At 65.9% G+C, this 24,155-nt stretch carries 18 protein-coding genes and 4 pseudogenes; 9 read left to right on the plus strand and 13 right to left on the minus strand.

Translation table 11 applies throughout. The annotated features are described in order from the left end of the window. From mpl to VZQ01_RS07760, 3 genes are read right to left on the minus strand one after another with little or no spacing between them, the layout of a single operon-like run. Positions 1-1,473, minus strand: coding sequence for a UDP-N-acetylmuramate:L-alanyl-gamma-D-glutamyl-meso-diaminopimelate ligase (gene mpl / locus VZQ01_RS07750; protein ID WP_426747370.1), 1,473 nt, complete (start codon positions 1,471-1,473; stop codon positions 1-3). Then, entirely contained in the window at positions 1,466-2,656 is a 1,191-nt protein-coding gene (locus tag VZQ01_RS07755) for a serine hydrolase domain-containing protein (protein WP_426747371.1), read from the minus strand. The genes mpl and VZQ01_RS07755 overlap by 8 nt, the downstream gene beginning before the upstream one ends. Then, a complete protein-coding gene (locus VZQ01_RS07760; RefSeq protein ID WP_223750540.1) occupies positions 2,653-3,552 on the minus strand; it encodes a S66 peptidase family protein in 900 nt (299 codons plus the stop codon). Before VZQ01_RS07760 ends, VZQ01_RS07755 begins: the two co-directional genes overlap by 4 nt. Before the next feature lie 692 nt (positions 3,553-4,244). Between VZQ01_RS07760 and VZQ01_RS07765 the strand changes: the two genes are divergently transcribed. From VZQ01_RS07765 to tnpC, 4 genes and pseudogenes are all read left to right on the plus strand, one after another. Then, positions 4,245-5,882: an RNA-directed DNA polymerase gene (locus tag VZQ01_RS07765; protein ID WP_426747372.1), complete on the plus strand. Its 1,638-nt coding sequence runs from the start codon at positions 4,245-4,247 to the stop codon at positions 5,880-5,882. A 134-nt stretch (positions 5,883-6,016) separates the two neighbouring features. Then, positions 6,017-6,346, plus strand: coding sequence for an IS66 family insertion sequence element accessory protein TnpA (tnpA, locus tag VZQ01_RS07770; RefSeq protein ID WP_426747373.1), 330 nt, complete (start codon positions 6,017-6,019; stop codon positions 6,344-6,346). A gap of 31 nt (positions 6,347-6,377) precedes the next feature. Beyond that, the gene (gene tnpB, locus VZQ01_RS07775) at positions 6,378-6,716 is read left to right on the plus strand and encodes an IS66 family insertion sequence element accessory protein TnpB (protein WP_426747374.1); all 339 of its coding nucleotides are present in this window, start codon (positions 6,378-6,380) and stop codon (positions 6,714-6,716) included. Positions 6,717-6,825: 109 nt separating this feature from the next. Then, a pseudogene (gene tnpC, locus VZQ01_RS07780) lies at positions 6,826-8,259 on the plus strand (IS66 family transposase). Positions 8,260-8,340: 81 nt separating this feature from the next. Here the strand turns inward: tnpC and VZQ01_RS07785 are convergent. Beyond that, positions 8,341-8,523, minus strand: a pseudogene (locus tag VZQ01_RS07785) (IS1182-like element ISStau7 family transposase); the annotation flags it as partial. Between the two features lie 174 nt (positions 8,524-8,697). Here VZQ01_RS07785 and VZQ01_RS07790 point away from each other — a divergent pair. From VZQ01_RS07790 to VZQ01_RS07800, 3 genes are all read left to right on the plus strand, one after another. After that, complete coding sequence (locus VZQ01_RS07790; protein ID WP_426748940.1) at positions 8,698-8,949, plus strand: hypothetical protein; 252 nt, start codon at positions 8,698-8,700, stop codon at positions 8,947-8,949. A gap of 104 nt (positions 8,950-9,053) precedes the next feature. After that, complete coding sequence (locus tag VZQ01_RS07795; protein ID WP_426747375.1) at positions 9,054-10,382, plus strand: AAA family ATPase; 1,329 nt, start codon at positions 9,054-9,056, stop codon at positions 10,380-10,382. Next, positions 10,379-11,287: a DUF4435 domain-containing protein gene (locus VZQ01_RS07800; protein WP_426747376.1), complete on the plus strand. Its 909-nt coding sequence runs from the start codon at positions 10,379-10,381 to the stop codon at positions 11,285-11,287. Before VZQ01_RS07795 ends, VZQ01_RS07800 begins: the two co-directional genes overlap by 4 nt. A 129-nt stretch (positions 11,288-11,416) precedes the next feature. Here the strand turns inward: VZQ01_RS07800 and VZQ01_RS07805 are convergent, their stop codons facing one another. From VZQ01_RS07805 to VZQ01_RS07835, 7 genes and pseudogenes are all read right to left on the minus strand, one after another. Next, a complete protein-coding gene (locus tag VZQ01_RS07805) occupies positions 11,417-12,742 on the minus strand; it encodes a hypothetical protein (RefSeq protein ID WP_426747377.1) in 1,326 nt (441 codons plus the stop codon). After that, positions 12,739-13,329, minus strand: a pseudogene (locus VZQ01_RS07810) (hypothetical protein); the annotation flags it as partial. The gene VZQ01_RS07805 and the pseudogene VZQ01_RS07810, both read right to left, overlap by 4 nt. Before the next feature lie 32 nt (positions 13,330-13,361). Then, positions 13,362-14,548, minus strand: a protein-coding gene (locus VZQ01_RS07815) for an IS3 family transposase (RefSeq protein WP_426746270.1) whose coding sequence is annotated in 2 segments (ribosomal slippage) — positions 13,362-14,266 and positions 14,266-14,548 — 1,188 coding nt in all. Because the reading frame shifts where the segments join, the coding sequence is not laid out codon by codon here. 51 nt (positions 14,549-14,599) lie between these two features. Further along, positions 14,600-16,360 (minus strand): annotated as a pseudogene (locus VZQ01_RS07820) (hypothetical protein); the annotation flags it as partial. Further along, complete coding sequence (locus VZQ01_RS07825; RefSeq protein WP_426747378.1) at positions 16,350-17,807, minus strand: hypothetical protein; 1,458 nt, start codon at positions 17,805-17,807, stop codon at positions 16,350-16,352. The gene VZQ01_RS07825 and the pseudogene VZQ01_RS07820, both read right to left, overlap by 11 nt. Before the next feature lie 638 nt (positions 17,808-18,445). Continuing rightward, entirely contained in the window at positions 18,446-19,366 is a 921-nt protein-coding gene (locus VZQ01_RS07830) for a DUF2381 family protein (RefSeq protein WP_426747379.1), read from the minus strand. 73 nt (positions 19,367-19,439) lie between these two features. Further along, positions 19,440-21,407, minus strand: a complete 1,968-nt coding sequence (locus tag VZQ01_RS07835; protein WP_426747380.1) for a serine/threonine protein kinase — start codon at positions 21,405-21,407, stop codon at positions 19,440-19,442. Positions 21,408-21,602: 195 nt separating this feature from the next. Here VZQ01_RS07835 and VZQ01_RS07840 point away from each other — a divergent pair, with 195 nt between their 5' ends. Next, positions 21,603-21,977, plus strand: a complete 375-nt coding sequence (locus VZQ01_RS07840; RefSeq protein WP_426747381.1) for a helix-turn-helix domain-containing protein — start codon at positions 21,603-21,605, stop codon at positions 21,975-21,977. A 52-nt stretch (positions 21,978-22,029) separates the two neighbouring features. Continuing rightward, a complete protein-coding gene (locus VZQ01_RS07845; protein ID WP_020478959.1) occupies positions 22,030-22,377 on the plus strand; it encodes a helix-turn-helix domain-containing protein in 348 nt (115 codons plus the stop codon). A gap of 200 nt (positions 22,378-22,577) precedes the next feature. Here VZQ01_RS07845 and VZQ01_RS07850 read toward each other — a convergent pair whose 3' ends face one another. Together VZQ01_RS07850 and VZQ01_RS07855 are read right to left on the minus strand one after the other, a co-directional pair. Then, positions 22,578-22,964, minus strand: a complete 387-nt coding sequence (locus VZQ01_RS07850; protein WP_426747382.1) for a hypothetical protein — start codon at positions 22,962-22,964, stop codon at positions 22,578-22,580. 6 nt (positions 22,965-22,970) lie between these two features. After that, a complete protein-coding gene (locus VZQ01_RS07855; RefSeq protein WP_426747383.1) occupies positions 22,971-24,140 on the minus strand; it encodes a serine/threonine-protein kinase in 1,170 nt (389 codons plus the stop codon). Between the last annotated feature and the right edge of the window lie 15 nt (positions 24,141-24,155).

The following is a 24,155-nucleotide window of genomic DNA, read 5'->3' on the forward strand; positions in this document are numbered from 1 at the left end:
TCAGGTCCCCTCCCCGAAGCGGGCCTTCAACGCCGCGAGCAGCTTCTCGATGAAGCCACCGAAGGCGCCGTTGCTCATGACCAGGAGGATGTCCCCGGGCTGCGACTCGCGGGCGACCAGGTCGACCATGGCCTGCACGTCGGTGGAGCCCTCGGCGGCGATGCCTTGCGCCTGCAGGTCCGCGACGAGCTTGCGCACGTCGAGCTCCTCGCCCACGGGCACCTTGTCGTGGCGCTCGGGCACCTTGAGGCTGGCGCGGGCGGCGCCGGTGAAGGCGTGGGCGTAGTCCTCCTGGTGGATGTTGCGGCGGCTGGTGTTGGAGCGGGGCTCGAAGATGGCCCACAGCCGGCGCGTGGGGTAGCGGTGGTGGATGGCGGCGATGGTCTCGCGCACGGCCGTCGGGTGGTGCGCGAAGTCGTCCACCACCAGGACTCCACCGGGCTCGCCGCGAGGCTCCTGCCGACGCTTCACGCCGCGGAACGTGGCCAGGCCGCTGGCGATTTCGTCGAAGGACAGGCCCAGCCCCCGCGCGGCGGCGATGACGCTGAGCGCGTTCTCCACGTTGTGCAGTCCGCCCATGGGCAGCGTCACGGTGCCGAGCACGGCGCCGCGCTCGACGACCTCGAACCGCGCGCCCTCGGGGCCGAAGGTGACGCTCTTGGGGACGTAGTCCGCGTCCGCGCCCTCCTTGGCGATGTACGTGACGACGCGGCCCTTGCAGCCCTCACGCGAGAGCTTCACCGCGTTGGGGTACGCGGCGCAGACGACGAGCTGGCCGTCCTCGGGGATGAGGCGCACGAACTTCTCGAACGTGGCCTCGTAGTGGGGCAAGTCCCTGAAGATGTCCGCGTGGTCGAACTCCACGCTGGTGAGGATGGCGGTGCGCGGGCGGTAGTGGAGGAACTTGGAGCCCTTGTCCCAGTAGGCGGTGTCGTACTCGTCGCCCTCGACGACGAAGTGCGCGCCCTTCCCCACCCGGTAGTTGCCCGCGTAGTTCTGGGTGACGCCGCCCACGAGGAAGGACGGGTCCTTGCCCGCCTCGACGAGCACGTGGGCCATGAGGGACGACGTCGTGGTCTTCCCGTGGGTGCCGGCGACGACGATGGAGTGCGAGCGCTCGAGGAAGAGCGAGCCCAGGGCGGCGGGGAAGCTCATCTGCTTGAGGCCGCGCTCGCGGACGGCGGTGGCCTCGGGATTCACGCGGCGGATGACGTTGCCGATGATGACGAGGTCGGGGTTCGCCGCGTCCAGGTTCTCCGGACGGTAGGGCGAGGCGGCGGGGATGCCCCACGCCTTGAGCATGTCGCTCATGGGTGGGTAGACATTCTCGTCGCTGCCGGTGACTTCGTAGCCGGCGGCCTTGAGCATGCCGGCGAAGGAGCCCATGCCGGTGCCCGCCACGCCCACCAGGTGGACGCGGCGCACACTGCCGGGCTCGAGGGTGTCGAGGACGTTACCGTTGTCGTCAGCCATGCGTTCCCTGCGAGATGGCGGTGAGGCCGAGCGCCTCCACGACGAAGTCATGGAAGACGGGTCGGAAGTCGCGGATGCGCAGCTCCTGGCGGCCATTCGCCACGCGGTTGGTGACCAGCGCCACCACCAGCGAGCGGCGCAGGTCCACCCAGAGGCTCGTTCCAGTGAAGCCCAGGTGCCCGACGGCCCCCGGAGGTGAGTCGCCCACGAAGCGGCCCGCGCTGGAGCCCACTTGAGACGGCGAGTCGAAGCCCATCGAGCGCGTGCTGCCCGCCACCAGCGGGTCCGTGGCGAGCACGCGGTGCCACAAGGGCCCGGGCGCAAGCACGGGGCTCGTCCCCGCGCAGCCCTCGAGCACCGCCTGGCCGAAGCGCGCCACGTCCACCGCGGTGCCGAACAGACCCGCGTGTCCGGCGACGCCGTCCATCACCCAGGCGTTGTCGTCGTCCACTTCGCCCAGGCGCGTGGGCGCGGAGGGCACGTCCTTCCACAGCGTCTCCTGTCCCGGCGCGGGCTCGCGGGGGCGCGTCGCGCCCGTGGGAGCGGGCGTGGAGTCCGCGGGGAAGTCGGTGAGGCGGTGGAAGCGGGCCTGGAGGCCGAGGGGCTCGGCGACGTGGCGGGAGAAGAGCGTGTCGAGCGGAGCGTTGGCCGCGCGCGAGAGGATTTCGCCGAGGAGGATGAAGCCCACGTCGCTGTAGGCCGTGCGCGTGCGAGGCGGCGCGGCGAGCGGCGTGGCGGCGGCGGCCTGGAGGACCTCTTCACGGACCTGAACGCGCGTGGCCGAGGGACAGGCGGCATCGAGCAGCGCGGGGTGCTGGGTGAGGGCCTGGGCGAAGAACGGGACGAAGGGGGGCAGGCCGGAGCGGTGGTAGAGCAGGTCCGAGACGGTGGCGCCCGCGTCGCCCACGGGGGAGCCTGGGAAGAAGCGGGACACGAGGGTGTCGGGGCCCACCTTGCCTTCGGTCCACAGGCGCAGGAACAGGGCGGTGGTGCTGACGACCTTGGTGAGCGAGGCGAGGTCGAAGCGGGTGTCGCCCGAGGCCTTGCCGGCGACGCCACCGAAGACCTGGACGCCGCGGTGGAGGACAACGGCCTGGGCGGCGGGGAAGACGCCGATGCCCACGGCCTCGTCGAGCAGCGTCTGGAGGACGGCGACAGGGTGTTGTTCGGGAGGGGCGCTCATGGGCGCACGGCTCCTTCGAGGAAGGTGAGGCGCGCGGCGTCAGCGTCCAGGCGGACCTGGGTGCCGAGGGCCACGGGGTAGTTGAGGGTGCCGTGGCCGATGGGGAAGCCCGCGGCGCAGGGCAGACCGGATTCCTGGGCGAGTCCCCGGAGGACGTCGGCGCTGGAGTACTCCGCGTTGCGCTCCTCGCAGGCGGTGAAGTCCCCGAGGACGATGCCGCGCACGCGGGAGAAGACGCCGGCGAGGCGCAGCTGGGTCCACATGCGGTCGAGGCGGTAGGGGCGCTCGGTGACATCCTCGAGGAGGAGCACGGCGCCGTCGAGGGGCGGCAGGTACGGGGTGCCCAGGAGGCAGGCGAGGACGGAGAGGTTGCCGCCGACGAGGTGGCCCTCGGCGGAGCCGGGGACGTAGGTGGCCGAGCCCGAGAGGGGTGGCGGGGGCTCGGGGGACTCGAGGAGGCGGAAGTAGTACTCGCGGACCTCGGGGGGCTGCTTGCCGAGCTGGGTGAGGACGGGCCCGTGGATGGAGACGCGGCCGAGGGCCTGGAGGGCGCCGTGGACGGAGGTCAGGTCCGAGAAGCCGGTGAAGAGGCTGGGGGCGGCGTCGGCGAGGTTCAGGTGCGGCAGGAGGCGGGCGCTGCCGTAGCCGCCGCGGGCGCAGAAGATGGCGCGGGCGGAGGGGTCCGTCAGGGCGTGGCCGAGCTCCTGGGCGCGGCGGGCGTCGTCACCGGCGAGGTAGCGGTGGACGGAGGAGATGTCGGGGCGGAGGGAGGGGGTGTAGCGCTCGGCGATGAAGGCGAGGCCGGCCTCGAACAGCGGGCGGTCGAAGGGGCCTGCGGGGGCGACGACGTGAACGGTGTCGCGGGGGCGGAGCGGGAGGGGCTTGAGCCAACGCACGGGCGCTTCATACCACCCGGGACACGGGGGGCCTTGGGATTCGAGTCCAGGTGTCCGTCGGAGCACGGCTCCCTGGTCGCTCGCGGCGCCCCTCCTCCGACCCAGCAACCGCCCGGCGCCAGGCCCCAGGCCCGTGGCTCGACGCGTGATGCTGGAAAGAAAAAAGGGCCCTATCGGAATCGATAGGACCCTTCGTTCAGCTCCCCGAATGAAGGCCTGCGCGAACTCGTTCTCGGCGCTCTCTCCAGAGACTGCGACGGAAAAACGAAAGACATCATAGGGTTGGATGAAGTCCGGAAAATTCGGGGTCCGATTGAGTGTCCGCGAACTCAGGTGCGCCTGCACCCGATTATCGCGAATTGGGGATAGCGTCCAGCATCCGCCCTCAAGGTGTGAGTGAGTGTCGGATGGGGTCGGGGCGTGGGGCTTCATGCCTCCGTGAAATCGGAAGCGCAGCACGTCTCGCTCTGCTACGTCGGCCCCATCGAGTTTGAGGCGCTTGTCTCGTGGTGGAAGGGCGAGTCTCGTGCGACCCATCGCGTCCTTCTAGTGGATGAGGGCACTGCGGCTCGCGTGGCCGGTTGTCCCTCTGCGCGCAATCAGTTCGCGAGGAGCTGTCGGTCCCCCGGTGACTATAAGGTGGTAGGGGTACTAACGGCCCCTGCAACAACCTAGGAACCGCGGAGAGGCGGATGAATTCGATCACGGAGTCTCTGCTGGCATTGGGCTACTTCCCCAAGGAACTCCCGCCATGCTTCTCGACGGAGGCCTTCGCCACGTGGGCAAAGGGCGCGCCAGCCATAGCGGTGCCGAAGGCGCAGACCTACCTGCCGGTTACTCACAGCCTCGCTCGCGTAGCCGGTGTCCGCAGGACGCTCTCCGTTCCGCATCCCGAAGCGTATCTGCGCCTATGCAAGCAACTCGGTGACGGCTGGAATGAGGTAACTGCCCTTTTGAATCAGAGCAACCTCAGTCGGAGCAAGCCGACCAAGGGGAAGGATCCGGAGAGGGCATTCGTTCCGGAATTAGTGCCCGGCGACTTGGCGAGGGTGCGCATCAACAACCGTCGCAATCGACGCTATTTACTCGTCGCGGACGTCGCCGAGTTCTATCGCAGCATCTACACACACAGCGTTCCGTGGGTGCTTCACTCGAAGGCGGTCGCCAAGAAGCGACGGCGTGACGACTCTCTCTTGGGGAACCGGTTGGACAGCTCCCTCATGGCAGGCCAAGACGGGCAGACCAATGGGATTCCTGTCGGCCCTGACGCGTCGCTAATCATCGGCGAACTTGTGCTCTCTGCCATCGATGCAGAGATGCAGAGACGTCTTGGCTCTGAGGTCCAAGGTTTTCGGTACTACGATGACTACGAGTTCGCCTTTGTCCGCCGAGGTGCCGCAGAGGACGCGCTGAGCCACATGCAAGAACTGCTCGCGGACTACAGCCTCCAGCTCAATCCGCTCAAGACGCGGGTGCTTGAGCTCCCGCAGCGTCTCGAGACTCCATGGCTCACCGAGTTTCGCGAATTCGACTTCTCCAGAGGCACTCGGGCGTCACTGCAGCGCATCATCCGGTACTTCGACCGCGCGTTTGAGGTCCACAACGAACACCGCGACTCCTACGTGCTCGCCTACGCCATCTCTCGCACCGAGGGAGAGAAGTGGAGCAAGAAGACCGACTGGCCGGTAGTGCAGGATCTCTTGCTGCAGGCGGTGGCTGTCGAAATGAGCGCCACGCAGCAGTTTGTCACCGCGCTCCTGGTCGCGCAGCAGCGTGGATACCGCTTGGCTAAGGCGGCAATCTCGGATGCACTCAACCACGTCATCAGAGAGAGCGCTCCGGCAGGGCTCGCAAGCGAGACCACGTGGGCGTTGTGGGGCCTGCTCACCTTGAAGTTGAATGTCAACAAGTCTGCGGCTGAGGCATTGAGGCAGTCACAGGACGTCTTCGTGGCTTTACTCGCCTTGGATGCCAAGTCCCAGTCGATGGTGTCGGGAGTTCTTGAGACGAGCCAATGGGAGTCAGCGCTTTCGGTAGAGGAGTTGCACGGCGAGCGCTGGCTTCTCGCCTATGAGGCGGCGCTTCGTGGCTGGCTGGGCGGGCCCAGCCCTTATCAGCAGCACATCAATAAGGACCCGTTCTTCAACGCCCTGCTCGCGGCCAAGGTGAGCTTTTATGCGCCCGTGACGGGCGTAGAGGTCAGTAAAGAGACCATCAGGCGACTCAAGAAGCGACAAGCGCAGAGCTATAGCTCTGCGGCCCAAGATGATGCGGAGCAAGAGACGTCACTCGCTGGCGAGCCCGAAGAATACGACCCCAACAGGGACTAAACCGAGGTTCGTGATTCTCGATCTGGCGTTACACCGGTCTCGTTGAGTCCCAGCGACTTGGTGGGGCAAGCCGCAGTTCGGTAACCGTCCGGCGAGCGACGTGGCGGGAGGCATTGCCGGGGTAGCAGTCGTGGTTGACCCTGGCCGGAACGTCGAAGCCGGTTGAGAAGCAGGAGTGGTTCCAGGTCGCCGAGGCATTCGAGGCGAGCGGACTGACGCAGAAGGAGGTCTCCGCGCAGCGAGGGCTGCGGCTGAGCACGCTGCAGTCGTGGGTGTACCGGCGCCGACGCCAGCACGCCCGGAAGGCCCAGCAGGTGCACCTGCTGCCGGTGGAGATGTCGGCCGTTGCGCAGGTGAGTCCCGTGCTGCTCGAGGTGGTGCTGACCAGCGGAGCCAGGTTGCGGTTCCCCGTGGGCGTCGACGTCGACTACGTGGCTCGGCTCGTCACGGCGCTGGGCAGGTGAGTGGGGGTTCACGCTGCCAACGTCGGTGCGCGTGGTGCTGGCCACCGAGGCGGTGGACATGCGCACGTCGATTGATGGCCTCATGGCGCTGGTGAAGGCCGCCTGGGGCGAGGATGTCTACTCCGGCCACCTCTTCGCCTTCGTCTCCAGGCGCGGGGACCGAATCAAGGTGCTGACGTGGAGTCGGGGCGGCTTCGTGCTGCTGTACAGGCGGCTGGAGACCGGCCGCTTCCGGCTGCCGAAGGTGGACGCCGACGCGAGCGCGGTGCACCTGGACGCGACGCAGTTGGCGATGCTGCTGGACGGCATGGACGTCACCGACGTCAAACGCTCGCCCGGCTGGACGCCTCCCGGGCGCACGTCCTCGTAGCGCGAGGATAGGCCGTGGCGCGGTGAGGTGTTGGCACCAGGTGCCACGCGAGCTGCCCCAAGACCACTTCTGCCCCTGGCGCGAGGAAGCCGAGGAGCTTCGCGAGCGGATGACGTCGCTGGAGGCGAAGATGGCGGCGCTGGAGCGGCGCGTCTTCGGCCGCAAGACGGAGAAGCTGCCGCCGGTGGCCAAGGAGTTGAAGTCGCAGGCCACCAGCCCGGAGGACGAGGCGGCCCGGGCCGCGAGCGCGCTTCAGACGCGACGCGAGCGCGCGGCACGCAAGGCCGCCGGGGCCGTGGAGCGTCCGGCACGAGGTGCCCGCCGAGGAGCGGCGCTGCCCGGCGTGCGGCGGCGAAGCGCTCAAGCCCCTGGGGCCGGGGCGCCGGACGGTGGTGTACGAGTACGTGCCGGCCTTCTTCGAGAAGCAGGTGCACGTGCAGGAAGTCCTGGCGTGCACCTGCGGCCGAGGCGTCGTCACCGCACCCGCGCCGCCCAAGGTGGTGGACAAGGGCGAGTACGGGCCGGGCCTCCTGGCGCACGTCGTCGTCTCCAAGTGCGCGGACGCCATGCTCTTGCACCGGCTGGCCCAGCGGGTGGAGCGAAGCGGCGTGCCCATGAGTCGCAGAACCCTGACGGACCTCTTCCACCAGGCAGCCTCGGTGCTACTGCCGTTGTCCCAGCACCTCCTGCAATGCATTGCCTCGGCGGACGTGGTGTGGCCGACGAGACGCCGCTGCGCGTGCTGGACGTGAAGAAGACGAAGCTGGGCTACGTCTGGACTTTCCTCACCCGGAATGACGCGGGCGAGTGGCTCATCGGCTACCGCTTCAGCATGGGCCGGGCCAGCAAGACGCCGAAGGAAGTCCTGGGTGGCACCGCGGGCGCTCTCGTGGTGGACGCGTACACCGGCTACAACGCGGTGACGCTGCCGCAGGGCCGGGTGCGCGTCGGCTGCTGGGCCCATGTGCGTCGCCGCTTCTTCGACGCGCTGGCCACCGCGCCCGAAGCGCGACAGGCGATGGACTTCATCCTCGAACTCTACCGGGTGGAGGCACAGGCGCGAGAGGCGGACGTGGTGCGCACCGCGGCCCACCGCGAGCTGCGCCAGGTGCACAGCGCCCCCATCCTCGCCAGGCTGCGCGTCTGGCTCGAAGCCCAGGCGCCGCGTCACCCGCCCAAGAGTCCACTGGGCCAGGCCATCTCCTACGCCCTCAAGCAGTGGGAGGCCCTCACGCGCTTCGTGGAGAATGAGCGTCTGCCTCTCGACAACAACCGCTCGGAGGCGGCGCTGAGAAAGGCGGCTCTGGGCCGTAAGAATTTTCTCTTCGTCGGCCACGAGGCAGCGGGTGAAAACCTCGCGGGCCTCTACGCGCTGGTCGCCACCTGCGAGGCCAACGGCGTCAATCCCGAGGCGTACCTGGCTGACGTGCTGCTCCGGGTGCAGACGCATCCCAACTCGCGCATCGGTGAGCTGCTACCCCACGAATGGAAGCGGCGACGCGCCGCCGACCCGCCCGATTCGCCCCTCCAGCTCAGTCACTGAACAGCTCGCTCGTCGCGGCGCTCGCCGAACACGGTCCTCGACCGGCATCAAGCCCTCCGGCACGACGTCCACCGGACGGTTACGCGGCTCTTGCCCCTGGCCCGTCTGTCGGTACATCGCTTCGAGCTCGTCCTGAAAGGCCTCGTCGAACAACTCGTGCCGATGCTCGCGCAGGAAGACGAAAAGCTTCCTGCTCTTCCCCGCCAGCTTCAGCAGGCGCTGCTCCCGTGCGCTCTGCTCCACAGTCGGCTTCCAGCGTTCCATGCGCCACCTCCGAAGGTGGCGACCTGATCACGCGACCACAGCCCGAGTCGAGCCCCTACCGCTTGCCTGCTCCCTCGCCGTAACCTGATCGGCGCTCTAGGGCCACTCATCCGCGCCACGCCGGCCTACTCGCTGGACAGCAACGGCATGGCCAAGCCCTTCGCGAAGAGCTTCATGCGCGACGACTTGTACCTTGCCCGCTCGTACAGCGCCGAGGGGTTCTCGAGCAGTTCCCCCCGCTGGTTCGACGACTACAACGCAGTGGACCCGCACAAGTCACTGAAGATGCGTTCCCCGCGCGACTTCAGGCTCGCGAGTTCATTCCACTGCCCTATCCGATTTGACGGGGCAATTCCACCTCATGGGTTCGACGCACACCATCAGAAAAAGGCCCGAGCACCATCTTGCACACAACAAGACCGTTAAATACCATCCCTAAACAGCCACGGGGGCGAACCCTGTCATAGAGGCAGGGAGACGGCACATCAGAAATTCACACCAAGACAACCCCACAACCACACGGACCAACAATGAAGAGACTAGTATCGATCGAAGCGCATGGACTATTCGGAGCACTCGATCACAAGATCAATCTAGACACGGAGCGCGGAATCACCATCATCCATGGCGCCAACGGAACAGGAAAAACAACACTCCTTCGTGCCGTAAGCCAACTCTCCAAATCCATCCCACCATTTCTCTCCCATCTCAAATTTAAGGACATTCGCCTAACATTCAGCGACACAACCTCCATAGTCACCAAAAAGGACGGAAGACACTTACAGCTGGAGGAGTGGCGGAACCAAAAACGAATAAACCAATTCAATACAAAGGAAATCTCAGGTAGAACAACCAGGCTAAATCAATACGAAATGATGCGGCACCTGGCCGGCGACGAGGTAACCCCGCTCGGCAGCGGAGACTGGTTCATCTCCGGACGAGTCGTGAGCCCAGATGAAATATGGGAACACATTCCGCTCTCCTCACTAACAACCACGCTCGCACGACAAAAATCACTATTCGGCGAGCACGAAATTGTCCCCAAGTGGCTGACGAATTTTTGGTCGCAATTCCGGTGCACACTCATCGAGGAACAGCGACTATTGCGTGTCGCCGAGGATCGCAAGAAGGGCAAACCGCTATTCAAACGCGTGGTCGAAGACTATGCCGACAAGGTTCGCACTTTAATCAAGGATGTTCTTGGAGAGTACGCGGAACATTCCCAGTCACTTGATCGCTCATTTCCGCGACGCGTCGTCGAGGCATTGGAAAAGCCAAGCCCGAACGCCGACCTTGTCTCAAAAAAGCTCAATGACATCGAACGACGACGGGACGAATTGTATCTGGCAGGCCTCCTCGAAAAGGAGAGTTCGATCAACAGATTCGACCCATCAAAGCTCGGTCGTCAGGAGACCGTTCAAGTTCTGAGCGTCTACGCCGCAGACACCGAGAGTAAACTAGAGAAGTTCTCCGAAATACATAAAAAAATCACCCTATTCGAAGACCTCGTAAACTCACACTTCGTTAGAAAATCTGCAAGAATCTCCAAGGATGCGGGCCTCGTATTACAAACCGATTCGGGAGAGAATCTAGATCCCGCAGCGCTTTCTTCGGGAGAGCAACACCTACTAGTGCTGTGTTATGAACTCATATTCGGCGGATTTCATTCAAACCACCTGGTAATGATCGACGAGCCAGAACTCTCTCTCCATCCTGCTTGGCAGCTTCGATTCATTGACGACCTTGAGCGCGTACGCGAAGTCAACCAAATGGACTTCGTACTAGCCACTCATTCGCCACAAGTAATTGGAGGAAACTGGGGGCTTACTCGCGAGCTATCCGTTCAGGCTGGAACATGAGAGAACTCATAACTGGGGAGATAGTTGCAAGCGCAGTAATGATGCTCCGGGCCGCACAGACAACAAGAGTCCCAATACTCGTAGTCGAGGGCGGCTCCGATCGTCGAATCCTTGAGCACTGCTTTGGCTCGCGAGTGCAATTCTATCCCGCTGGCGGAAAGGACTATGTTTGCGAAGGCATATACATTCTGCATGATCAACGGGGGGAACGAGACTGGTTCGTCGGAGTGGTTGACGCAGACTTCGATCGAATCCTAAACAGGATTCGCAATCATCCTGCAATCATAGTGTCCGACATGCACGATATCGAATGCGAGTATGTCCGTAGTCCCGCCCTCACAAAGCTTATCCGTGAATTCGCTTCGACTGAGAAACTACACCGCACGCTTTCAGTCACCGCAGACTCCGAACTTGAGGAAATTTCAACGGCCGTTAGAAGCGAACTGCTAACGTCGGCATCAGCAATGGGTGCGGCTCGACTGGTAAGTGCAAGAGACAACTTGGCGCTTGACTTCAAGGAAATCAAACACGAAGGGTACCTAATCCCGAAATCGCTCAAGGCAGATCAAGCGCGGCTAATCGACCTAATCTGCATGAAGAACAAACTGGAGGCCTCGGCCAAAGAGCGCTTCGCATCTGCTGTACAAGAGGCGCTCAGGGAGGGACATGATCCGTGGCAACTCTGTCAAGGCCACGACCTAGTTGAGTTGCTCTCCCTTGGTTTAAGGCGAATGTGGGGCACCTCTACTCCTGACGTCGATGTGCTTCAAAAGGCATTGCGACTAGCCTATGAGGTAGTGTTCTTTCAGATTACCGAAGCAGGAAGGAGGCTAGCCGGACTGATTAGCCAATTTGAGGGAAGGCTCAGCCATGGCGCCCCGAAACATTCCCTGGAGGCGGTCTAACCTGAGCGCCGCAGATACGCACCCCAACAAACGCCATTGGCATCTCCATTAGTGGCAGCTCGCAGCGGGGTTCGCCTTGTTCTACGCGCCAGCAAGCACGGCCTGGCGCGCGCAGGGAGGAAGCCCCAGTTAGGGCCGGTACCGCTCCACCTCATGGAAGAACTGCGTGAGCGAGTAGTCCAGCAGCGACTGGCGGGACTGCATGTACCGGCGGGCGCGGAGGAAGGGCAGCCAGACGCGCTTGCCCACGCGCACCTGGGACTCTTCCATCTTCTGCCGCAGCACCCATGTCCCGCCCAACCGCCGCACCAACACGTCCCCCAGGTAGGCCCCCAGCGCCGGAGCTGTGTGACTGTCGATGAGTTCGCGCGTGTACCGCTCCGGGAAGTTCTCCTTCCAGAAGTAGAAGTCCAGGTCCGTGAGGGACTCGGCCGACTCGTCCATGATGGAGGGTACCTTGGTGTGCAGTGCCGCCACGAGTCCTTCGGACAAGTCGCCGTAGGACTCGAGGACGCGCTCCGGATTCACCACGTCCGAGGGATGAGCGACAGGGAGCCACTCCTCCGGCACGGGGGGTCGGAAGGCGTTGAGTTCGGCAATCTTCCGTTGCCGCTCGCTGATGGCGAACTCGTCCGGCAGCCGCGAGAGGAACGGCGCCACGTCAGGGTGAAAGCATGGCTCGACGGGTACGAGCACGGCACTGCGCTCCCGCAGCGTGCGCAGCACCGTGTCGAAGTCGAGGTCCGGCCGCAGGTGAACGTGCGCGCGGGCCTGGGCAACACGGGCCTCGTCGCTCGCGAATTCGGCGGGAGTTGGCCACAGCACCAACAGGACGGAGCCGTTGGGAAGCTCCTCGACGAGATGCGCAGGCGTCGAGAGCATCCGCTCACGGCCTACTGACTCCACCAACTTCGGACCGAAGATGTTCAGCCAGAACAACTCATAGATCTTGTCGAACCCGTCCCGTTTCCATGTCGCATCGTCACGGCCGAATGCGGGAGAGTCCGCCAATTGCAAATCTGCCAAACCATGAGCTACCGAATGATGCGTAGGGTATCGTGAGGCCCAGGCACGCACCATAGCCACAAAATCGCGACAGGCCTCCGCCGCAGCAAAAAACGTGAGCGGCTGTATAGTGAGACTGACGCTCAGGTCGGACGTCCGCTGAGTGAGCCCGAGGTCGAGTGCCATCGAAACAGCAGGACTCTCCGCGCGAGACAGCCCAATGATTGAGCCATACTCGTCGCGCCGCTCCTCTAGCGCGCGCAGCACAGCGTCTCGGGAGTATTTGCGTTTCCGACTGCCTTTGATAGTAGTCGGCATCCAACTGACGAAATGCCTCTCAAGAGCATCAAGGAAGGGTGCCACTTCGCGCTCCAATCCATCCTTCGGCTCGAAGGCCCCGTCGAAGGTGAAGCGAAAACTATCTACCTTGCTCAGTTCATCCAGCCTCATTGAAACAACACCTCCACCCCCTCGATCCGCCTCTGCGTCCTGGTTACCGCATCGTTCAATATCGTGGGGTCGCTGGGCAGGAGTTTTCCTCCCTCGTACACAAGGCGCACTCTCTGAACCTTCGCCTGCTGTCGCAGTCCGTCCCGAACAATCTTCAACGTTCCACCGTAGTATTTCATCGCATTGCTCGCATCCGTATTCAACTGCACGCGTAGGTCCTCGGCCTCGAAAGGCTTGAGGTCTCGGCTCTTGAAGCTGAACGTCTCCACCCGAGGTGGCTGGCCCGGTGGAGGGCGCTCCTCGATGACAAGGACGTCGGCGTACCGAAGGTCCATCTTCGACACGCCCACGTGCGTTTCGATGCGGGGCTGCTCGAAGTCGCCTAGCCACCGCCGCTGTGCGCGGGGCAACGCAGCGTCCGCCTCCAGGATGGCGATCATGGTCCTCTCGAAAGCCATGCCCCGAGCATAGTAGGCGCGCATCCCCCCGTAGCCCTCCCACTTCAGGGGACCCTTGACGGCGTCACCGCCCCGAATCTCCTTCAGCCGCCTCTTGCGGTAGGCAACGTACTCCTGCCAGAGCGGAGCCTGAGCTTGCCCCGGCTCCGTGGACAGCGTGGTTATGCTGCCTGAGCTATCGATGAGGCCGTCCGCTCATACTCCACCGGGCTCACGTAGCCCAGCGAGGAGTGGCGGCGCTGCCGGTTGTAGAAGACCTCGATGTATTCGAAGAGCGCGGAGCGGGCCTGGTCGCGCGTCGCGAAGTCCGCATCGTGGACGAGTTCCATCTTCAAGGTGCTGAAGAAGCTCTCGGCCACGGCGTTGTCCCAGCAATTGCCCTTGCGGCTCATGCTGCACTCGATGCCACGGGAGGCCAGTGCCTGCTGGTAGTCCTCGCTGGCGTACTGGCTACCACGGTCCGAGTGGTGCAGCAGCCCTCGCGGAGGCTGGCGGCCCTTGAGCGCCATATCGAGCGCGCCCAGAACCAGGTGGCGGTCGATGAACTCGCTCATGGCCCAGCCGACGACTCGGCGCGAGAAGAGGTCGAGCACCACGGCCAGGAAGAGCCAGCCCTGCCTCGTCCAGACGTAGGTGATGTCCGTCACCCAGGTGCAGTTGGGCTGGTCGGCAGAGAAGTTCCGCGCGAGCACGTTGGGCGCCACCGGCTGGCAGTGGCGTGAGTCCGTGGTGCACACGAAGCGACGCTTCTTGCGCGCGGCCAGTCCCTGCTGGCACATGAGGCGCGCGACGCGTTTGCGGCTGACGTACCGGCCTGCGGCTCGCAGCTCCGCGTGCACCCGGGGGCTGCCGTAGGTGCCGCGGCTCTTCTGGTGCACGGCCGCCACCTCCGCCGCCAAGGCCCGGTTCGCCTTCTGCCGCTCGGACTCCGGTCGCTTCTGCCACGCGTAGTAGCCCGAGCGGGCCACCCCCAGCTGCTGACACATCAGCTCGATGGGGAAGTGGGCCTTCTGCGCTTCGATGAGCTCGAACTTCACTTCGAGCCCTCCTTCGCGAAGAAGGCCGCTGCTTTTTTTAGGAAGTCACGCTCCATCTGCAACTGGCGGTTCTCCTTACGCAGCCGCGCCAGTTCCTCACGCTCGGCTGTCGTCAGCGCTCCCGCCTTGCCCTGGCCCCGGTCCGCCCGGGCTCGCTCCACCCAGGTGCGAAGGGCCGTCTCGGTGAGGTCCAGGTCTCGCGCCACCTGGCCCACCGTCTTGCCCTCCTCCAGCACCAGCCGGACAGCCTCCACCTTGAACTCGGCGGTGAAACTGCGGCGCTTCCTTCTCTGCTTCGTATCCGTGGACATCCTTGGTCCCCTTCATCACATCTCGGGTGTCCACGGAACTGGGGCAGACTCAGCCCCCTTCTCAACTCCCGGCGGCGGCTCGTTCAGCTTGGGCGCCATCTCCTTCAGCAGCTTCACGTCCTTCGGGAGACGGGGCCCCGAGGACTCCAGCTCCGCCTGGAACAGCTTGGCCCTCGCGGACTCCTTTGCGCCGACCTTGGCATCCTGCGCGAAGAGGTCCAGGTTGACGTACCGATTCCCGCTTGCGCCCCGTGAAGCCGCGGGTTGCGCGGACTCGCGACTCGCGCCTCCTCTCGTCGCCGCAGCCCCGGACGACTCGCGGCTGGCCGCCTGCGCCTCCGCAGCGGACACCTCGGCATTCTGCTCGAAGAGGTCCAGGTTGACGGGCCGCTTCCCTGCGGAGCCCCTGCTGGCCACTGCTTGGGCGGACTCGCGGCGCGCCGCCTCCATCAGCACGACCTGCGCCTTCGCGGGGTTTCCGCGCGCCTCGTACAGCGCCAGCAGTCCCGCCTCCCCCCACTCGGCGGCCACCAGCGCGCCCTCGCGGCTCGCCTGGAGGTAGCGCAACAAGTCGCGCGCGGCGGTGATGCCGAGCTGCTCCTCCAGGCGCGCCATCAGCGCCTTCATGCCGGCCACGTCGAGCGCCGGCATCTGGAGGCGCCGCAGCCCGCCACGCGACTCCACCAGAGCCCGAGCGCCCTTGCCCCCGGCGTACACCGCCACCGCCAGCGCGGCTGGCGCCAGCTCGCGCGTGGCCTGCTCGTACTTGCCCTGCGCCAGCGAGTACGCCCCGTGCCCCGTCCCCACCGCCAGGTGGTAGAAGCCCACCGGCACACCGAAGGTGAGAGAGTCAAAGGCTCCCGCCGAGAGGCTTCCCGGCGAGTAGTGCCTCTCCATCAGAGCCTTCCCCACCTCATCGATGGCGGCTTGGTAGGGCGACGGCATCTGCCCACGCATCGCCATGAGCTCCGTGTACCGGGCCTCACCGCTCACCAAGGTGCTGGAGAGCATGTCCCTGCCCGCTCGCCCCAATCCGCGCAGCACGTCGCCGGCCTTCTCTTCTCGCTCTGGGAAGGACCCCAGCTCCATGCCCCGCCGCTTCAGCTCCTCGCGGACAGCAGCCATGGCGCCCAGCGTCTCGCCCAGTTGCTTGTCACGAGCGAGCCGCTGCACCACCTCGCGAAGCTCGTCGTCGAAGGCCGCATGGAGGACGAAGAGGGCGAGCACCTCCGCATACGGCACGCCGTACTTCTCCACCGACGTGACGATGAAGTCGGCGCGCTTGCGGCTGAGGGCTGCCGATGCGTCTTCGTCCATCGGCCCCAGGGCGCCCAGGCGGACTGCATCCCAGGCCGTGAGGGACTGCACCAGCGCGGCCATGTCCACCCCGCGCTGCATGGCCACGAACTCCGCGGGCGAGGCACATGCCAGGAAGGGCGCCAGCACCTCCCGGCTTTGAGTCAGGCGGGGCCAGCCCGGTGGCAGGGCCTTGCCGCCACAGACGAAAGCCCCTCCCCCGCCGCTCGAGCCGCGCGCCCCCTCCTCGGGAAGGGCCCGGCCGATGACTCCACGTCGAAAGCCCATCGGCCCCGGGTCTGGCGTCCCATCCGCGGAGCCCGACGCCTCCCCCTGGTACACACCCGTCGCCGCGCTCCTCGCCACCTGGGAGGGCACGGAGACGGGGCTGAAGGCCAGGACGGCCCCACGGCCCGCCTGGCCCGGCCTCGCTGGCAACGAGGCGCACCCAGACGCCAGGAGGGCCACCACCAGCGCGAGCCCAAGCCCGCCGCGCCAACGCCGCTCAGCGCGCATTGTCCACCCCCAGTCCCACGGAGGCGAAGGCGCCTGGCCGCAGCGTCCCTTCCGCCGTCGGGAAGAGCAGCGTGCCGCCCTGCCCCACCGCGTACAGCTTCCCGCCCAGGAAGCGCCACCGCGCGTCAGCCGAGGCGAGGTAGCGCGCGCCCGCCTGGCCCGCGCCCACCGACAGGCCGCCCACCCCCACCGAGAGGTTCCGGTGGAAGAGCTGCGTCTCCAGCCGGCCATCCACGTCCACCCGGCCCCAGTTGAACACCTCGGCCCCCATCGACAGGCGGAAGTGGCGCTGCCCCAGCACGCCCAGGCTCTCCGCGTCCCAGTTGAGAATCAATTCGCCGTGGGCCGAGTACCCATCCGGGAAGGGCGCGTCCGCCTGCGGAACGGCAGACGGGCCCGCCACCTGGAAGCGCGCCAGCTCGTAGTCCGGGCCGAAGGCGCCCTGACGGAAGCCTCCGCGCTGGAGACGGCCCTCCAGGCGCGCGCGCATGTCCACCGTCGAGGACATGTACTCCGCCCCCAGCCCCGCCACCGCGCCCCACGCGCCGCCCTCTCCCGGACGCCCGCCCCAGCCCGCGTTCGCCTGCAGCTCGAAGCCACCTTTCCCGTTGCGGCGGCTCACGAGGATGGCCGTCCCGTCGAGGTGGGCCAGCGTCATCGGCTCCGACGTCCCTCCGGCCTTGCCCCAGTCATGCACCGCGGACAGCGCCAGCATGTACTTCATCGGGTACGGCTGTCGGCCCATGAGGATGTGCTGCACATCCAACACGACTTCCGCCCCCATCAGCCGCGCGCCCAGCACGTCCGAGGCGAAGGCCTCGACGTACAAGGGCCTCAGCATCCCCGTCACCACCGCGCCGGCTGGGTTGTAGTTGGGGTTGGCCCGGTTGTTGTAGCGGCGCACCAGGTGCCCGGACAGCAGCGTGTACGACTCGAAGGCGCCCACCCACACGAAGTTCGGCGCGTCGCCCCCCACCATCAGGTTCTGCACCACCTGGCCCCAGTCGGAGAGCTCGTCCCAGTCCTCCTTGCGCACCAGCCTGTCCCCCGCCTCCCCGCCCCACATGCGCAGGCGCACGGGAGCGCCCATCTCGACTTGGAGGAAGCCTGGTTTGACGACCTCCAGCCGCGGATGCACCTGCAGGAAGCCTTCATCCGTCCCCGCCCCACGGCGAGGCAGCAGCGCCCATGTCGTGGTCTCCAGGCTCAGCCGGTTCGCCCAGCCAGAGCCCGAGCTGGACGAGGCCGGCTGCTCCTCCACCATGGCGTCCCCCTCTTCGACCAGGGCGTTTCCCTCGTCCACGGAAGGCCCGAGGAGCGCGTCTCCCTCTTGCTCAAGGAGAGCGGTGTCCTCCTCGGCCACGTAGTCTTCAGGATAGGCAATCTCTTCCGCCCACCCCACTTCGGGTAACACCAACAGCAACACGACGGCCCAGCGCATGAACATCGACGTCTCCAGGGAAGGCCCCCGGCAGGGGCAAAGGACAGAGGTTTCCCGTTCAGTCCGGCAGGGCGCCGGGCTGCGGGGTGAATGCATTGCATTGCGGAAGTCGCCGGCAGGCCGGCCGGGCAAAGCGACAAGCAGACGAGTCACGTCACGGCGCCAGGAAGCCCGGCTCCGTCCCACCAGCAGGCAGACGTGTCGCGCGACGGCGCCAGGGCAAAGCCCGGCTCCGCTCATGACTCCAAGCGCGAATTGGGATGACTGGAGGAGGGCTCCTCAGCGCCCGTCAGACACGCGGTCCGACAAAGCGCAGACGGCCACTCGGCGCACGACGACAGCCAGCACGCGCCTCACATGGCAGTGCGGGAGGTCCTCGGCTCAGCGCGCGAGCCCAACGCATGTTTCGAAGTGGAGCTAGGAAGGCGGCTCAGGTGCGTCGCCCTCCGGGAGCTCTCCGCAGCCACCAAGGAAGCGCGCAGTTACGCGCGCGCTCTCCAGCACAGTGAGGAACACATCGCCTCCAGGGCACGCCAGAATGAACTAGACCAATAGGTACAGTCCATTGGACCCTAGATTGGCATTCGGCACAAGCCCCCAATGTCGGAAACCCGCGAAAGGGCTTGGAGACAGCGCTCGTAAGGTTAAGGAAAGGTGACGTTCCCCAGGGTGACGGTGCGGCGTCCATCCACATCCCAGAGCTTCAGCGTGAAGGGGCCTTGAGGAGACTCGGCTGCAGCCTCGGCCTCCACGACGAGTCGCTGCGATGTCGAATCTGAGGCCACGGGGCCAGACTGCCATACTCGAAGCACCTTCAGCTCCTCGTTGGCTTTGCCCCGGAGCATCGCCCCCACCGCTGTCCACGGTTGGGCGTCCCCTCCTGACATGAAGATAACCTCGACAGCCACCCTGCGGGCTGCGCGATATGCATAAACATACTGCCTAGCTGCGGCCCCTCCCGGGGCCTGGCTCACCCCCTTGGTCAGGTCGCGGTAGTCAACGCCTCGCTTGCTGAGGACTTCCGTCGAGATGAGTCCCGTCAGCCCGTCAGGAGCACTTCGCTCCGCGCGCAGGCGCGCATTCTCCTCCCGGCATTGCTCGGCCTCGCTGCGCGCCAGACGGACTTCCTCCTGGTACGTCTCGACGCTCCTCTTGCGTCGATAAACTTCGACATGCGCCTCCGACCGTGCAGGGTGCGCGACCAAGACAAACGTCGAAGCAGCCGGGGCCGACCCATCCTGGAAACGCACCGTCAGCTTGAGCCGCTCGCCCGCCAAGATTTTCTCTGAAGGGACCAGGCGCAAGGTGTTGAGCCCAGCGTCCACCATCGCAAAGCGCTCGCGTCCCTCGAGCATCAGCCCCTCTCGACTCACCTCCGAATCAAAGAGGAACACCGTCGAGAGGCCCGGGCTCACCGCCACTTCAACTGTTGGCTGGGCATCATCCGGGACCAACTCGACTCGGCGAACGCTCAGCCCCACGGTGGATGAGGGCGACTGCGCCAGAGCTGCCCCCGTTCCTGAGAGAAGGAGGGAAAGCAGCACGGCCGACACGGAATGATGCACTCGACGTTTCTCCTGGACCAAGCCAGCGTCAACGCCGCTGGCGACTCACGGGCGCCTGCCAGACAGCAACACTTCACTCAAACCCACTCACTGCCTTGACAGTAACGGCAGAGAACACGCGCGCCCTACCCGTCTCCCCTCCTCCACCCTCTATCTCCAGTCCGCGGCTGCCTGAGCTGTCCAGCACCTCCAGACACACGGGGAAGCTCTCTCCGCGAAATCGCGCTCGCGTCAATCGGACATGGACGCGGTCGGCAATAATGAGCCGCCCCGACAGCGTGGCGTAGTCCGAGCCCACAATGATCTGTGCAGTGCCTTCTTTCACCGTTACGTATTTCGCTGGCCCTCGGATGAAGCTCGCGTACTCCTCGTCCCCAATGTCCATGCCCAGCTTCTTCATTCCCTTGGTGGCGCCTGCCGGGCACGGTTCAGGGTCGGGAGCCGGGCGCACTTGGGGACCGGAGCACGCGAACGTGGTGCAGAGGGCCGCCGTCGCCACGGCACTGCTGACGCTCCTCGTGGCCTTCTTGGCAGGCACCGGCGGGGAGGTCGGGGAGTCACTCTTCGTCGTCGTCACAGTGGCAGTCACCTCGGGAAGCGTCGCGGAGGGAGCGACGGCCGCAGGTGTGGCCTCCGGCCCGGTGGGAGCTGCGGCCGGGGCAGCTTGAGGTTTTTCTATATATGGCGCTACTTCTTGGCCGGTGACGGCCTGCGGCTGCGGTGAGTCCGCCCGCAGCGAGAAGTACGCCCCAGACGCGAGGGCCATGGCCAGCAGCCCCGCGCCCAGCACGCGTCCCATTCTGAGTCGCGCGAGGAACAAGCGCCGCTCCACCTGGACAACGGGGGCCTCGGGTGCCACTTGCGGCGCGCCGTTCGCCTCCAATGCGGCTTCCGGCCCCACCCCGACCTCGAGCGCCAAGCACAGCCCATGCGCCTCCACAGGCCGGGGGGCAGCGGGCGCCAGCGGGACCTCGAGTGGCAAGGCCGCGGGCCTGCCTTCGCCTGGGAGTTCCGGCAGTGCCAGCCCTGGCGGCTTGCCACGGCGCATCTGGCGCAGGGGCCGCTTCGCCCACCGCTCCAGCTTGTTCACCTTGCCCTCGTTCTCGGTGGTGGCCGAGTTCGGGCCATACGCATCGAACAGGGGCGTGTCCCACGCCTCTCCTTCCGCCCCGGCCAGGAGCGTCTCCAGGGCCGCACAGACAGCGCTCGCGCCGGGACGCGCAGCAGGGTCCTTCTCCAGCAGCCGCATGCACACCTGACTCAGCCGCTCCGGGACGAAGCGGTTGACGTGGTGAGGGGGCACAGGCGCCCTGCTAATGACAGCCTTGACGTACTCCTCTTCCAACCCCGCGTCGAAGGGCAACCTCGCCGTGAGGAGGCGGTAGAGGACAGTGCCCAGGGCCCACATGTCATCCGAGGGGGCGGACACGTAGCGAGCGCCCGTCTTCTGGCCGAGGTACTTCTGCTGCAGGAAGCGCCAGGCCTCGGGGGGCCGGTACTCCATCGTCCCCGGCGGCAGCAGGGACTGGGTGATGCCGGAGGGGGCTCCCTCGTAGTCCCCGATGCCGTAGTCCACCAGCACCGCCAGGCCGTCCGCGTCGCGCACCATGACGTTGGAGTCCTTCACGTCCCGGTGCACCACTCCCGCCTCGTGAGAGGCCTCCAGCGCCCGCGCCATGTCGAGCGTCACCTTCGCGATTCGCCGGGCCGAGGGGTTCTCATCCTTCACCCACGCGCTCAGCTTCCGCCCCTCCACGTACTCCATGGCGATGAGGGCGAAGTCGCGCTCCTCGGCTTGCCAGTAGGTGAAGCCGCGAATGCCCACCACGTTCGGGTGCGTCAAGCGCAAGAGGATGGACACCTCCTTCTCCACCCGCCCCTCCACGCGCTGCCGCTCCACGAGCTTCAGTGCGCAGGGCTGCCCACCGTTCGTCGCGAGGTACACGGTGCCGAAGCCACCTCGGTCCAGTTGCCTCACCACCGTGTAGCCCATCACCGAGTCCCCAGGGGACAGCACGGCTGGGGGGCCGTTGTCCCTCATGGCGACTTCCTTGAGACTCTGTAGGACAGCAGGACTGCGGCCACGCGCATGCGACTCCCTCCCAGGCGCCGGCCCACGCTACCAGAAGCCCGGGGAAATCGCGCGAAGTCCTATCCCACCTCCAACCACCCTGAAAGATTCCGACCCGCACCACAAGGTGAAGTCAACTAGACTAATGGGTATAGTTTTCCTGAAATGCATATCCCACTTGATGTCCGCAACTTCGCCCTTCCGAAGGAGCCCGCCCGCCCCCTGCCCAGCATCATCAGCGGCACTTTGCGCGCGGCCCGCCTTCGGGCAGGACTGAAGCAGACAGAGGTGGCCCACCTCATCGGAATCTCCCCCGGCGTCTACAGCCGGCTCGAGCGCGGGCGAACGCTCCCCAGTGTCCCGACGCTGTTCCGCCTGTGCATCGTACTCGAAGCCTCTCCCAACGAGGTGCTGGGCTATCCCGATGCGCTGCCGCCGGACGTCGTTGCTGCCGCGAAGGACGCCCTGCGACGCCGTGTGCACCAGTTGGACGGACGCCAGGCCCTTGCTCTCATTCATCTCTTGTCGGGCGTGCGTTGATGGAATCGTACTCCCTTGACAACGCGTAACTCGGGTATACTCCCTTGTACCTATGAACCAACAGCTTGCAGCGCACCTTGGGAGTATCGCCCGCCTCGCTCGGGAACAGATGAGTCTGACGCAGGTCCAAGTCGCTGAGCGCGTGGGGCTGGCCTCTGCCGTCTACAGCCGGATTGAGCGTGGGCAGATGATTCCCAGCGTCGAGACGCTGAAGAAGCTGTGCATCGAGTTGATGGTCTCCCCGGAGGACCTGATGGGCCTCACCGAGTCCCCCAGTAGCGGGAGTCCAACTCGGCCGGACGACGATGTGACGCTGCGGCGGCTGATCTTCTTGGCGAGGAAGCTCGACGCGTCGAAGCTGGACGCCCTCGTCCGCATCACCACCGAGCTGGCCCGCTGAAGCAGCGCTCCGAGGGAGCCCGCCCCCTGAGCGCCAGGCGGCTTGCGGCCGGCGCTCCGGAGGGCTCCGAGCAGGGAGCCGGCCCGGCGTGCAGGGCCCCATGCCTCGGGGCCCTGCGCCGGCCCCTAGCCCGCAGCCCGAGTGGTCCCCGGAGATGACGGAGCGCCTCCCCGTCCGAAGGAGGAGGCCCCCCGCTACGCCTACGCTGCACCGCGCTCCGCCAACTCCTCATTCAAGTCGGCGAGCTGCGCCTCCAGGGCTTTCTTCCTGAGTTGGAGGCGGGCCACATCGTCCAGTCCCGCTTCCTCGTCGAGGCGCCTCTCCCTCGGAGGGTCAGGCTCCAAGTCCTCACGCACCTCCACCGTGAGGACGTCGCCCGCACGGATGTCCTTGGCGTAACACCACTTCAGGTGCTCGCGGTACTCTCTGCCCACGGAGCCCCCAAGGTGGAGGTCCACCTCCGGGTTGTCGCGCGTCTCATCATCGGGGCGGCGCACCCACGTCAGAATGGTGGAGACGACTCCGAAGCCCGACACCCCCGCGGTTGCGACGTGCCGGCCATTGCGCAGTAGGCGAAAGCAGAGCATTGGCGCCTACACCTTCTTCGGGAGTCCCAGCTCGTGCTTCTCCAGCCCATCCGGGTAGAGGCCGGCCTCGCCGAACTCCACCAAGTCCCGCAGCACCCCGCCTTCGGACACCACGAGGGCGGCCTCCTTGGCGGCCTCCGCGCGCCCATAGGGCGCACGGAGCTGGGCGTGGGCGACGCCACGCAGCGCATCCCGCATGTCCGCCGCCGTCGCGAAGCGCTCCTCGGGGTTGAGGCGCAGGGCCGTGTGCAGCACCGCCTTCAGGTCCTCACTGAGGTGGCCCACCGCCTTCTCGACGACGTGCGGGCCGAACGTGTCCATGAGGGCCTGCATCTGCTGCAGCGGCAACGTGGGGGGCGACTCCACGACAAACCGGCTCTCCTTCGCCACCACCGGGACGTCGTGCACCTCGAAGAGGTGCTTGCCCGTAAGGACTTCCACCAGCAACACCCCCAGGCTGAAGACGTCGGAGCGCGGCGTCAGCCCTTCCTTGCGCAGGTACTCCGGAGAGGCGTAGGCCACGTCTCCTCGCAGCAGATTCTCCGGCGACTCCTCCCGCCCCACCATCAGCGAGAACGCCGAGCCGAAGTCCAGCACCTTCACCTCTCCATGGAGGCCCAAGGCGATGTGCCTAGGACTCACGTCACGGTGGACGACGCCCAGGGGCGCGCCCTCCTCTGACGTCAGCGTGTGCGCGTAGTGCAGCGCATCCGCCACGTCCGCCCCCACGTACAAGGCAAAGCCCTCCGAGAGGGGCTTGCCTCGCACCAACGCTGCGCACACCAGCGTCTCCAGCGAGGGCCCACCCACGTACTCCATGACGGCGAAGGGCACATCCGCATCCTCATCCACCTCCATGTGGAAGACTTGAGCGATGTTGGGGTGGTTGAGTCGGAAGGCCAACTGCACCTCTTCAATCAACCGCGTGCGCATCATGAACGTGGAGGGGCTCGCAATCTGGCGAACCAGGCAGGGGCCGGCCAGGACTCCATCCGCCACTCGCCGCTCCGCCTTCAGGAGCCTCTCGCCATTCGACCGCACCTCAAGCTCCTCCACCGCCTCGTAACGGACGCCATCCACCACGAAGAGGAAGCGCGGCGAGCTGGGGCTGGGCGGGGCGGAGGGACTAGGCGGTAACTCCTCCGTCGACACTTCATCTTCCGAACGTTTCGTCATGGCTGTGAATCCTCC

This window comes from Myxococcus faecalis (assembly GCF_050039385.1).
Lineage (GTDB): Bacteria > Myxococcota > Myxococcia > Myxococcales > Myxococcaceae > Myxococcus > Myxococcus fulvus.